This is a genomic window from Streptomyces ardesiacus (genome assembly GCF_003112575.1).
GTDB classification, from domain to species: domain Bacteria; phylum Actinomycetota; class Actinomycetes; order Streptomycetales; family Streptomycetaceae; genus Streptomyces; species Streptomyces ardesiacus.
The window spans coordinates 18,319-30,334 of sequence record NZ_BEWC01000013.1; the positions used below are offsets into that span (position 1 = coordinate 18,319).

Below are 12,016 nucleotides of genomic sequence, written 5' to 3' on the forward strand. Positions count from 1 at the left end.
GGGGGGACGAGGGGGACACGGACGGCGACGTCGCCGTCCGCCTCAGAAGGTGCGACAGAGCATGGCGGCAACGCGGCACAGGTCCACTGCCCGCCGCTTGGTGAGATCCGCCTGTTGCTTCATAGGTCCCGATCGTAGGGATTGAGGGCGGGCCGTGTCACCGGCGTGTCGCATGATGAGACGTCATCATCCGGAATGTGGGATGAACAGCCTCGTCGCCCTGACCCGCGGGCCGGGCGGGCACGGCACGGCCGCCCGCGCATCTGCGGTACGGACAGCGGCGTCTCGCCAGTCGGACGAGGACGCTCGCGTCACCGGTGCGCGGGGCCGCGCCGCCCCTCGTCCTACCCGGCCAGCTTGACGTTCGAACCCTTCACCGTGATCTCGACGCCGTCCTTCGCCGCCTCGACCTTGTCGAGCCTGATGCCGCCCGGCAGCTCGTCGATGGTCTGCTGGAAGTCGGTGATGGCCCGGATCCGGGACTCGGCGAGCTGCCGGCCGGCGATCTCCGGCAGGCCGTCGGCGACGACCTCGACGTCGTCGTTCTTGACCTTGACCGAGCTGAGCACCTCGATCGGCCCGGGCACCTGCACGCCGAGCACCGTGGCCTGCAGCGACACCTTGATCTTTCCGTCGCCGCCGTCGGCGAGGCCGACGACCTTGGCGGAGATGCCGGGCGCGATGTCGGTGGGCTGGGACTTGGTGGCCTTCATCAGCTCGTCGTAGCCGACGGTCGCCGTGCCGGTGGCGGAGGCCGCGGTGGCGGAGGCGTAGTCGCCGGAGAACTCGACGCCCTTCAAGCGCGCGTGCAGCTCGGCGATGCGGATTTTCTCGTCGCCCTTGCCGGTGGACGCCTCGTAGTCGTCGATGCCGACCTCCACGTCGTCCAGCTCCTCGGCGGCGGCCTGGGTGAGGAAGGGGAAGCCGTTGATGGAGACGTCCGGCGTCGAGGACAGGTTCTCGCTGCTGCGCAGTTCGTCCGCCGCCCGGTCCTCGGCGTAGTTCACGGCGACACGGTCGGCGATCACGAAGAGGCCGCCCAGGATCACGACGACGATCAACAGTATTCGCAGGGCGCGCATACGGTGCTTCACCAACCCGGACACTCGACGGCGGCGGACCCGACGACCGGCGGCCGTCCAGCGCGAGCGTAACGCGGGGTCCGGACGCCCCCCGGGTTTTGTCGAACACCTGTGACAGGGGGCACCGGCACCTGTGACAGCGCGCCGCCGGGGCTCAGGCCAGGGCCCGGCCCAGGACGTACACGGCCGGGGCCGCCGCCGCCAGCGGCAGGGCCACGCCCGCCGTGAAGTGGACGAAGCGGGAGGGGTAGTCGTAGGCCGCGACCCGCAGGCCGATCAGCGCGCAGACCGCGGCGCCCGCGCCCAGCAGCGCTCCCGACGCCCCGAAGTCCGTCACCGAGCCCACCGCGGCACCCGCCCCGGCCGCGGCCAGCAGCGCGACGACGACGGACGCCGGGGTCGGCAGCGGCAGCGCGCGGGCCACGGCGGCCACGGCCACCGCGATCCCGCCGACCGCCACCGCGTCCGCGTCGGCGGCGAGGTACCCGCCCGCGACGACGGCCAGGGCCGCCGCGGCGACAGTCGCCATCAGGCCGTACATCCGCTCGTCCGGGTCGGCGTGCGAGCGGAGCTGCAGGACCAGGGAGAGCAGCACCCACACGCCGAGCGTGCCGAGGATCGCCGCCGGGGAGCGGTCCGACACGAGCAGCGCCACGTCGGCGGCGAGCGCGCCCAGGAAGCCCAGCGCGATGCCCTGCCGGGCGGGCCACATGCCGTTCAGCCGGAACCAGCCCGCCGCGGTGACCGCCTGGAGGACGACGAGCGGGACGAGGAGGGCGTACGTGCCGAGCACCGCCGCGCCGGACAGCAGCAGCCCGAGCAGCGCGGTGAGACCGGCCGGCTGCATGCCCGGGTCGATGATCGGCGAACGCCCCTCGGCCCGGGCCCGCTGCGCGTCGGTGATCCGCGTGTTCCCGGCGACGGTCGCGGGGCCGTAGCCCGGCTCGTCGGCGGCGGCGGGCGCGGGGGCAGGAGCGGGAGCGGGAGCCGAGGGGGCGGGGGGCTCGTACGGCTGCGGCTGGGGCTGGGGCTGTGAGGCGTACGGCTGGGGCTGGTACGGCTGGGCCTGGTACGGCTGGGGCTGGGGCTGCGGGGTGTGCGGCGGCAGGTACGCCGTCTCCTCCGCGGAGACCGGCGGCTGCACCTGCGTCTCCCAGGTCTGGCCCTGCCACTGCTGCGTGTACGGACCGGCGTCCGCGCCGGGCTGCTCGTCGTACCCCGCGTACGGCTGCTGCCCGGGCCACGCCTGCGCGTCGTACCCCTCGTACTGCTGATTCTGGGCGTACTGCTGGTTCTGGCCGTACTGCTGGTACGGCTGGTGCGGCTGGTTGGTCATCGCTCACCCTCCTGCGAACGGCGGGAGCACCTCGACCGTGCCGCCCTCGGCCAGCCGTACCGTCTCATGCCCGCGCGTGCCCACGGGGTCTCCGTCGACGAGGAACGAGCAGCGCAGCAGCACGCGCGTGAGTTCGCCGGGGTGCCGCTCGCGCACCGCGTCGAGCGCGTCGGCGAGCGTCGCCGCGTCGTACGGCTCCTCGGCCACTCCCGCGGCGGCCTTCGCGGCGGCCCAGTAGCGCACCGTGACCTTTGCCATCTCGTTCCTTCGTCGTCGGCGATGAACAACGTCAGGCTAGCCCGCCCGCGCCACGGCCCAGTCGCCGATGCGGTGCAGCAGCGCCTCGTCCGAGGCGTTCTCGGCGTGGCCCATGCCGGGTTCCAGCCAGAGTTCGCCGTGGTCCCCGGCCGCCTCGGCCAGCATCCGGGGGTGGTCGAGCGGGAAGTAGCCGTCCCGGTCGCCGTGCACGACCAGCAGCGGCGTCGGCGCGATCCGCCCGGCCGCCTCCACCGGCGACAGCGGCACCGGGTCCCAGTCGCGGTGGTGGATGCGGGTGCGCAGGCCGTAGCGGCCCACCAGGCGTCCGGCGGGGCGCATCACCAGCCAGTGCAGCCTGCGCATGGGGGCCGTGCCCCGGTAGTACCACCGGGCGGGGGAACTGACCGACACGACGGCGTCCGTGCCCGCCGCGTCGTCGCCGGCGTACAGGGCCGCGTGCCGCAGGACCACCGAGCCGCCCATGGAGAAGCCGACGGTCACCACGCGCCGGTGCCCGAAGCCGCGCGCCCACGCGACGGCCGCTGCCAGGTCGAGCACCTCGCGGTCCCCGACGGTGGACCGTCCGCCGGAGGCCCCGTGGCCCCGGAAGGAGAACGTGACGACGGCACCGTGCCGCGCGAGGGCCGCCGCGATCCGCCGTACGTGCGGCCGGTCGGCGTCGCCGGTGAACCCGTGCGCGACGACGAACACCAGGTCAGCGGCGGCTCCCGGGGCCGCTCCCGGCTCGTGCACGGCGTCGACGAGGACGCCGTCGGCCGTACGGAGGAAGGTGCGCGCGGGCCCGCGGCGCGGCGCTCCCCGGGGTGTCTCGGGATGCGGACGATGGTCTGGACGGTGGGTGGAACGCGCCACACGACCCCCCGGTCGGTTGCTCATGTCGGCTATTCTGCTGGGCAGAGGACTCGGGCAACGTAGCCCCCGGGTCCTTTTGTGCTTTCGGGAGCGGTGCCGGGCGGTCGTCCGGCGTTCACCTCCCGGACGCACGGCGGGCCCCACGGGCACGGGGTCCGCACCTGTACGAAGCAGTGCCACAGACGTCCTCGCAGGGACCCAGGAGGAACCAGACGTTATGGGCGAGCGAACCGGGCACGACCACAAACCGTCCCAGGCAGGTGGGGCGCGATGAGTTCTCTGCTGCTCCTGACCAACGCCCTCCAGCCGTCGACGGAGGTGCTTCCCGCCCTCGGCCTGCTGCTGCACAACGTACGCGTCGCCCCCGCCGAGGGCCCCGCGCTCGTCGACACCCCGGGCGCCGACATCATCCTCGTCGACGGCCGTCGCGACCTCCCCCAGATCCGCAGCCTGTGCCAGTTGCTGCGCTCCACGGGCCTGAGCTGCCCGCTGGTCCTCATCGTCACCGAGGGCGGCCTGGCCGCCGTCACCGCCGACTGGGGCATCGACGACGTACTCCTGGACACCGCCGGTCCGGCGGAGGTCGAGGCGCGGCTGCGGCTGGCCACCGGCCGCCGGCAGCTCGGCGGCGACGACTCCCCGATGGAGATCCGCAACGGCGACCTGTCGGTGGACGAGGCGACGTACTCCGCCAAGCTCAAGGGCCGGGTCCTGGACCTGACCTTCAAGGAGTTCGAGCTGCTGAAGTACCTCGCCCAGCACCCGGGCCGCGTGTTCACCCGCGCGCAGCTCCTCCAGGAGGTGTGGGGCTACGACTACTTCGGCGGCACCCGCACCGTCGACGTGCACGTACGGCGGCTGCGCGCCAAGCTCGGCCCCGAGCACGAGTCGCTGATCGGCACCGTCCGCAACGTCGGCTACCGCTTCGTGACGCCGGAGAAGCCCGAGAAGGGCGAGAAGAGCGAGACGGCCGAGAAGCAGGAGAAGGCCGCGGAGCCCCGGACGGCGGCGGCGGAGCACGACGAGGCGGCCGGCGCAAGGTCATCCAAGGTGTGATACGCCCTGCCCGGGGCGGGTCCATCCGCGTAGACTCCGCGCGTGGCCAAGGTGACTCGGGACGATGTGGCGCGGCTGGCGGGGACTTCCACCGCCGTCGTCAGCTACGTCATCAACAACGGACCCCGGCCGGTCGCCCCGGCCACGCGCGAGCGCGTCCTCGCCGCGATCAAGGAACTGGGGTACCGGCCGGACCGGGTCGCCCAGGCCATGGCGTCGCGGCGGACGGACCTCATAGGGCTGATCGTGCCGGACGCGCGCCAGCCGTTCTTCGCGGAGATGGCGCACGCGGTCGAGTGGGCCGCCTCCGAGCGCGGCAAGATGGTGCTCGTCGGCAACAGCGACTACGTCGGCGAGCGCGAGGTCCACTACCTGCGCGCGTTCCTCGGGATGCGCGTCTCGGGCCTGATCCTGGTCAGCCACGCCCTGAACGACCTGGCCGCCGCCGAGATCGACGCCTGGGACGCCCGGGTGGTGCTGCTGCACGAGCGCCCCGAGGCCATCGACGACGTCGCCGTCGTCACCGACGACCTGGGCGGCGCCCAGCTCGCCGTACGCCACCTGCTGGAGCACGGGTACGCGTACGTGGCCTGCATGGGCGGCACCGCCGAGACCCCGTCCGTCGGCGACCCGGTCTCCGACCACGTCGAGGGCTGGCGGCGCGCGATGAAGGAGGCCGGGCTCTCCACCGAGGGCCGGCTCTTCGAGGCGCCGTACAACCGCTACGACGCCTACCGGGTGGGCCTGGAGCTGCTCTCCGGGCCGCAGCGCCCGCCCGCGATCTTCTGCTCCACCGACGACCAGGCGATCGGCCTGCTGCGCGCCGCCCGCGAGCTGCGCATCGACGTCCCCGGCGAGCTGGCGGTGGCCGGGTTCGACGACATCAAGGAGGCCGCGCTGGCCGACCCGCCGCTGACGACGGTCGCCTCGGACCGCTCGGCGATGGCGCGGGCCGCCGTGGACCTGGTCCTCGACGACGGCCTGCGGGTGGCGGGCTCCCGGCGCGAGCGGCTGAAGGTGTTCCCCTCGCAGCTCGTCGTGCGGCAGTCCTGCGGCTGCGCGTAGGCCACCGCCCCGGCGCCCGCGTCCGGCGTCTTTACATCGGGCATACGAGGTTCTGCCGGGCTTCTCAGGCGGCACTCAGCGCGCTCTCATCCGCGGACGGGAAGCTCATGGACATGACCGAGAGCCTGCGCCCGAACGGCGAGTACGAGCACGCGAACCCGTACCAGGGAACCCACCAGCACGCCTCCTCTCCCGGCAGCCCCGTCAACCCCGAGTGGCCGCCCCCGCCGGCGCAGCCGCCCCAGGCCCCCGCGCAGCCCCTGCCCGAACCGCCGCACGGCCGGCGCGCGGCCCGGCGGCGCGGCCCCGCCGCCCTCCTCGCGGCCGTGGCGATCGTCGCGGCGGCCGTCGGCGGCGGCACCGCGTACGGCATCCAGGAGCTGACCGGCGGCGACACCGTCGCCTCCACCTCCACCAGCACCACCGTGGTGCCGTCCAGCCAGAAGGGCACGGTCTCCGGGGTCGCCAAGGCGGTCAGTCCGAGCATCGTCGAGATCAACGCCACCTCGACCGCCGGCTCCTCCACCGGTTCCGGCGTGATCGTCACGAGCGACGGCGAGATCGTCACCAACAACCACGTCGTCTCGGGCGCCTCGTCCGTCAAGGTGACGACGAACGACGGCAAGCAGTACACGGCCCGGGTGGTCGGCACCGACAGCAAGAAGGACCTCGCGCTGATCAAGCTGGAGAACGCCTCCGGCCTGACGGCCGCGACCCTCGGCGACTCCGACGCCCTGGCGGTCGGGCAGCAGGTCGTGGCGATCGGCTCCCCCGAGGGCCTGACCGGCACCGTGACCAGCGGCATCGTCTCCGCGCTCGACCGGGACGTGACCGTCTCGACGGACGAGGGCCAGCAGCAACAGCAGCAGCGCGGCGACCAGTGGCCCTTCGAGTTCGGCGGCCGGCAGTTCAACGGCGACACCGGCTCGTCCACGACGACGTACAAGGCGATCCAGACCGACGCCTCCCTCAACCCGGGCAACTCCGGCGGCGCCCTGATCGACATGAACGGCAACATCATCGGCATCAACTCCGCGATGTACTCCGCGACCGACTCCTCCTCGAGCGCGGGCAGCGTGGGCCTCGGCTTCGCCATCCCGGTCAACACGGTCAAGGCGGACCTGGCGCAGCTGCGGGCGGGTGCGAGCGGCTGACGGGGTACGAAGACGTGCGACGCTGAAAGCGTCCGTTGACCGACCCGTTCCCCCACCGCACCCGAGGACCCGAGCCCATGAGCCCCGCAGACGGCGACCGCGACCGTGAGACCCAGCGCATCCTGATCGTCGACGACGAACCGGCCGTACGCGAGGCCCTCCGGCGCAGCCTCGCCTTCGAGGGGTACGACACCGAGGTCGCCGTCGACGGCGCCGACGCCCTGGACAAGGCCGCCGCCTACCGCCCCGACCTCGTCGTCCTCGACATCCAGATGCCCCGCATGGACGGCCTGACCGCCGCCCGCCGCATCCGCGGTGCCGGGGACACGACCCCGATCTTGATGCTGACGGCCCGCGACACCGTCGGCGACCGGGTGACCGGCCTGGACGCGGGCGCGGACGACTACCTCGTCAAGCCGTTCGAGCTGGACGAGCTGTTCGCCCGCATCCGCGCGCTGCTGCGCCGCAGCTCCTACGCGGCCGCCGTGGACGCCGTCGCCGAGGACGACGACACCCTCTCCTTCGCCGACCTGACCATGAACCTGGCGACCCGGGAGGTCACCCGGGCCGGACGCCCGGTGGAACTGACCCGCACCGAGTTCACCCTGCTGGAGATGTTCATGGCGCACCCGCGCCAGGTCCTCACCCGGGAACAGATCCTGAAGGCCGTGTGGGGCTTCGACTTCGAGCCGTCCTCGAACTCCCTCGACGTGTACGTCATGTACCTGCGCCGCAAGACCGAGGCGGGCGGCGAGCCGCGCCTCGTGCACACCGTCCGCGGCGTCGGCTACGTCCTGCGGCAGGGCGGCGCGGAGTGACAGGCCTCGTCCGCCGGGTCCGGGCGCTGCCCATCCGGGCGCGGCTGTCGCTGCTGGTGGCGGCGGCGGTGGCGTTCGCGGTGGCGGCGGCGGCCCTCGCGTGCTGGTTCGTGGTCAAGAGCGTGCTGGTCAGCTCGCTGGACGAGGCGCTGAAGGCCAACCGCATGGACAGGACCCAGGTCGGCCAGTACCTCGACCTGCGCACCGGCCTGTGCGCCCACGAACCCGTCACCCACGAACAGAACCCCTTCGGCTCCTCGGTGCAGCTCGTGGACCGGCAGGGCGGAAGCTGCCTGATCATCGGCACGCAGGAGGTCCCGCTCACCGGCGCCGACCGCGCCGTCGCCGAGGGCACCTCCGCCAGCGCGCTGCACGACGCCACCGGCGGCGACGGGGACCAGTACCGCGTCTTCACCTACACCGTGCCCGGGCTGTCCGGGGTGGCCGTCTCCGCCGCGCGTCCGCTGAGCGAGGTCAACAGCTCCCTCAGCAACCTCGCCCTGGTGCTCGTCTTCGTCGCGGGCGCGGGGGTCGTCGGGGCGGGCGCGGCCGGCCTGTGGGTGGCCCGGACCGCGCTGCGGCCGGTCGACGAGCTGACGCGGGCCGTCGAGCACGTGGCCCGCACCGAGGACCTGACCGTCCGTATCCCGGTCGAGGAGGACAGCGACGACGAGATCGCCCGCCTGTCCCGCTCCTTCAACACCATGACCTCGTCGCTGGCCAGCTCCCGCGAACTGCAGCAGCAGCTCATCGCCGACGCCGGCCACGAACTGCGCACCCCCCTCACCTCGCTGCGCACCAACATCGAGCTGCTCACCCGCAGCGAGGAGACGGGCCGTCCGATCCCGGAGGCCGACCGCAAGGCACTCCTGGCCTCGGTCAAGGCCCAGATGACGGAGCTGGCGGCGCTCATCGGCGACCTCCAGGAACTCTCCCGCCCCGACACCGGCCAGCAGGAGGGCCGCACCCGCATCCTGGCCTGGCACGACGTCGTGGAGTCGGCGCTGCGCCGGGCGCGGCTGCGCGGCCCGGAGCTGACGATCGCGGCCGACGTGCACCCCTGGTACGTGCGGGCGGAGCCGGCCGCGCTGGAACGCGCGGTGGTCAACATCCTGGACAACGCGGTGAAGTTCAGCCCGGACGGCGGCACCGTCGACGTGCGCCTCGCCGACGGGGTCCTCACCGTCCGCGACCACGGTCCGGGCATCCCCGCCGACGAACTCCCCCACGTCTTCGACCGCTTCTGGCGCTCCCCGAGCGCCCGCGCCCTGCCCGGCTCGGGCCTGGGGCTGTCCATCGTGGCGCGGACGGTGCAGCAGGCGGGCGGCGAGGTGGCACTGGCCCCGGCGGACGGAGGGGGCACGACAGCGGTGGTCCGACTGCCGGGGGCGCCCACTCCGCCGCCGGAGGTGCCGTAGGACGGCGGCCGGCTACCGCACGACGGTGATCCGGTCGGCGGCCGGCGGTGCGAGCGGGCTGCCGGCCGAGGAGTTGGCCGTCAGGTACTGCTCGAAGGCCGCGAGGTCGTCCGCGCCGACGCTCTCGTTGGTGCCCTCGCCCAGCGTGGTGAAGCCGTCGCCGCCGCCCGCCAGGAAGCTGTTGGAGGCGACGCGGTAGGTGGCGTTCTCGTCGACGGGGGCGCCGTTCAGGCGGATGGAGTCCGTGACGACGCGGTCCGCGCCCGACTTGGTCAGGTCCAGGGTGTAGGTGAGGCCGGAGGAGACCTGGAGGATCTTCGGGGCCGCCTCGTTCGGGCCGCTCACCTGCTCCTTGAGGACCTGGATGAGCTGCGCGCCCGTGTAGTCCTTGAGGTTCACCGTGTTGGCGAAGGGCTGGACGGTGAACGCCTCGGCGTAGGTGACGACACCGTCGCCCTCCGCGCCCGAGGCCGCGTAGGTCAGCGGGGCGCGGATGCCGCCCGGGTTCATCAGGGCCAGGTCGGTCTCAGGGTCCTGTTCCTTGCCGTACGCGAGCTGCGCGTCGGCGATCAGGTCGCCGAGCGGGGACTCGGTGCCGTCGCGGTTGATGTCGGCGGTGACGTAGCCGACGGGGCGGTTGCCGATCGGGGCGGCCAGGGTGTTCCACCGGTCGATCAGCCGGGTCATGTCCGGCGCCTTCGGGACGTCCCGCGTCACCACGTGGTTCGCGGACTTCACCGAGGTACGGGCGATGTCACCCGTGGCACGGTCGTAGGTCAGCGTCGTGTCCGTGTACAGGCGGCCGAAGGACGAGGCCGAGGTCACCGTGCGGGGGTTGCCCGCCGGGTCGGGGATCGTGCAGACGTAGGCGTTGTGCGTGTGGCCGGTGACCAGCGCGTCGACCTGCGGGGTGATGTTCCTGGCGATGTCCACGATCGGGCCGGAGACGCCGTCGCCCGCGCCCGGGGAGTCGCAGTCGTAGTTGTAGGAGGACGACGCCGGGAAGCCGCCCTCGTGGATGAGCGCGACGATCGACTTCACGCCCTGGCGCTGCAGCTCCTTGGCGTACTTGTTGATCGTCTCGACCTCGTCCTTGAACGTCAGGCCCTTCACGCCCTCCGCCGAGACGATGCCCGGGGTGCCCTCCAGGGTGACGCCGATGAAGCCGACCTTGACGCCGTTCTGCTTCCAGACCCAGTAGGGCTTGAGGATCGGCTTCTTCGTCTTCTCGTCGAGGACGTTGGCCGCGAGGTAGGGGAAGTCGGCGCCCTTGAACGTCTTGTCGGTGTAGCAGCCCTCGGTGGGGTGGCAGCCGCCGTTCTGCAGGCGGGCCAGTTCCCGGGCGCCCTCGTCGAACTCGTGGTTGCCGACGCTCGTCACGTCCAGGTCGAGCTGGTTCAGCGCCTCGATCGTCGGCTCGTCGTGGAAGAGGCCGGACAGGAGGGGGGAGGCGCCGACCATGTCGCCGCCCGCGGCGGTGATGGAGTAACGGTTCCCCTTGCGGGCCTCGCGCAGGTGGGTGGCCAGGTACTCGACGCCGCCCGCGTCGACCGTCTCCGTCGTGCCGTCCGGCTGGACCTCGGTGACACGGCCGGAGGAGCCGGCGGGCGGCTCCAGGTTGCCGTGCAGGTCGTTGAAGGAGAGGAGCTGGATGTCCTGGTAGCGGCCCTGGCCGTGGCCCTGGCCGTGGCCGTCGTTGCCCCGGCCGTTCCCGCCGGTGCTCGCCGAGGCCGGGAGCGCCGCCGCGGCGAGTGCCCCGGCGGTGACGACGGTGGCCGCAGCGACGAGGAGACGGCTCGTACGGCGTCTGCGGCGCGGCTGGTGCGAAGGTGCTGTGGCTGGCATGCGCCCCCCTGTGGGTGTGCGTGGCGCGAGCCGCTGAGGAGACGGCTCGTCGGCGCAGAGCCTAAGGTCAACGCGCGTAGCGCGACAGGGGCTTCCGGGTTACAGCCTGGTTTAACTTCGTCTTCGCCCGCTGCCGCCGCATTGCGCCGCCCGCCCTTTACTCTCGTACGCATGACCAGCGACGACACCGTGCGGCCCGGCCGCCCCCGCTCGATCGAGACCCTCGCCGAACTCACGCCGGAGCAGACCGACGCCGTCCTCGCCCTGCTCACCGAGGCGGCCCGCAACGACGGGCAGCACGCCGTGTCCGAGCAGGGCCGGCTGCAGCTGCGCGGCCCCGCGCGGGAGGGCGTCGCCCACCTCCTGCTCACCGTCGACGGCGGTGAACTGGTCGGCTACGCCCAGTTGGAGGGCACCGACCCGGTCGAGCCGCCGGCCGCCGAGCTGGTCGTCCACCCCTCGTACCGGGGTCAGGGGCACGGGCGGGCGCTGGGCTCCGCCCTGCTCGCCGCGTCCGGCAAGCGGCTGCGGGTCTGGGCGCACGGCGGCCACTCCGCCGCCCGGCACCTCGCGCAGGTGCTCGGGCTCTCCCTCTTCCGCGAACTGCGGCAGATGCGGCGCCCGTTGGCCGGCCTCGACCTGCCGGAACCGCGGCTTCCCGAGGGCGTGGGCGTGCGCACCTTCGTGCCCGGCCGGGACGACGCGGCCTGGCTCGCGGTGAACGCGGCCGCCTTCGCCCACCATCCCGAACAGGGCTCGCTCACCCAGCGCGACCTCGACGACCGCAAGGCCGAGGCGTGGTTCGACCCGGCGGGCTTCTTCCTCGCCGAGCGGGACGGCGAGCTGATCGGCTTCCACTGGACCAAGGTGCACGCCGAGGAGGGGCTCGGCGAGGTGTACGTCCTCGGCATCCGCCCCGACACGCAGGGCGGCGGCCTGGGCAAGGCCCTCACCACGATCGGCCTGCGGCACCTGGAGGGTCGGGGTCTGCCCACGGCGATGCTGTACGTCGACGCCGACAACAAGGCGGCGGTGTCCGTCTACGAACGTCTCGGGTTCACCACCCACGAGACGGACCTGATGTACCGCACGGAGACGTGAGCCGCGGGGC

General features: G+C 73.0%; 12 protein-coding genes. 6 read left to right on the plus strand and 6 right to left on the minus strand.

What is annotated here, in order from left to right; translation table 11 throughout:
• Positions 1-42 precede the first annotated feature (42 nt).
• The 5 genes from Sdi02f_RS36925 to Sdi02f_RS34015 all read right to left on the minus strand — a co-directional run bounded on the left by Sdi02f_RS36925 (position 43) and on the right by Sdi02f_RS34015 (position 3,573).
• Positions 43-174, minus strand: coding sequence for a putative leader peptide (locus tag Sdi02f_RS36925; RefSeq protein WP_354807226.1), 132 nt, complete (start codon positions 172-174; stop codon positions 43-45).
• A 170-nt stretch (positions 175-344) separates the two neighbouring features.
• Positions 345-1,082, minus strand: coding sequence for an LmeA family phospholipid-binding protein (locus Sdi02f_RS34000; RefSeq protein WP_030403603.1), 738 nt, complete (start codon positions 1,080-1,082; stop codon positions 345-347).
• A gap of 154 nt (positions 1,083-1,236) precedes the next feature.
• On the minus strand, positions 1,237-2,418 hold the full coding sequence (locus tag Sdi02f_RS34005) for a hypothetical protein (protein WP_108934712.1): 1,182 nt from the start codon (positions 2,416-2,418) through the stop codon (positions 1,237-1,239).
• Between the two features lie 3 nt (positions 2,419-2,421).
• Positions 2,422-2,676: a MoaD/ThiS family protein gene (locus tag Sdi02f_RS34010; protein ID WP_030403605.1), complete on the minus strand. Its 255-nt coding sequence runs from the start codon at positions 2,674-2,676 to the stop codon at positions 2,422-2,424.
• A gap of 36 nt (positions 2,677-2,712) precedes the next feature.
• Positions 2,713-3,573: an alpha/beta hydrolase gene (locus Sdi02f_RS34015; protein WP_030403606.1), complete on the minus strand. Its 861-nt coding sequence runs from the start codon at positions 3,571-3,573 to the stop codon at positions 2,713-2,715.
• A 246-nt stretch (positions 3,574-3,819) separates the two neighbouring features.
• Here Sdi02f_RS34015 and Sdi02f_RS34020 point away from each other — a divergent pair, with 246 nt between their 5' ends.
• From Sdi02f_RS34020 to Sdi02f_RS34040, 5 genes are all read left to right on the plus strand, one after another.
• Positions 3,820-4,605 (plus strand): response regulator transcription factor, encoded by a 786-nt coding sequence (locus Sdi02f_RS34020; protein WP_031186172.1) that lies wholly within the window; start codon positions 3,820-3,822, stop codon positions 4,603-4,605.
• A gap of 42 nt (positions 4,606-4,647) precedes the next feature.
• On the plus strand, positions 4,648-5,670 hold the full coding sequence (locus Sdi02f_RS34025; protein WP_030403608.1) for a LacI family DNA-binding transcriptional regulator: 1,023 nt from the start codon (positions 4,648-4,650) through the stop codon (positions 5,668-5,670).
• Between the two features lie 113 nt (positions 5,671-5,783).
• Positions 5,784-6,824 (plus strand): S1C family serine protease, encoded by a 1,041-nt coding sequence (locus Sdi02f_RS34030; RefSeq protein ID WP_031086068.1) that lies wholly within the window; start codon positions 5,784-5,786, stop codon positions 6,822-6,824.
• A gap of 77 nt (positions 6,825-6,901) precedes the next feature.
• A complete protein-coding gene (locus Sdi02f_RS34035; protein ID WP_031086070.1) occupies positions 6,902-7,642 on the plus strand; it encodes a response regulator transcription factor in 741 nt (246 codons plus the stop codon).
• Complete coding sequence (locus Sdi02f_RS34040; protein ID WP_031086071.1) at positions 7,639-9,060, plus strand: sensor histidine kinase; 1,422 nt, start codon at positions 7,639-7,641, stop codon at positions 9,058-9,060. The genes Sdi02f_RS34035 and Sdi02f_RS34040 overlap by 4 nt, the downstream gene beginning before the upstream one ends.
• A gap of 12 nt (positions 9,061-9,072) precedes the next feature.
• On the opposite strand, the gene Sdi02f_RS34045 is transcribed toward Sdi02f_RS34040, so the two are convergent.
• Positions 9,073-10,905, minus strand: a complete 1,833-nt coding sequence (locus tag Sdi02f_RS34045) for a bifunctional metallophosphatase/5'-nucleotidase (RefSeq protein WP_108934713.1) — start codon at positions 10,903-10,905, stop codon at positions 9,073-9,075.
• A 171-nt stretch (positions 10,906-11,076) separates the two neighbouring features.
• Here Sdi02f_RS34045 and mshD point away from each other — a divergent pair, with 171 nt between their 5' ends.
• Entirely contained in the window at positions 11,077-12,006 is a 930-nt protein-coding gene (mshD, locus tag Sdi02f_RS34050; RefSeq protein ID WP_108934714.1) for a mycothiol synthase, read from the plus strand.
• The last annotated feature ends 10 nt before the right edge of the window (positions 12,007-12,016 follow it).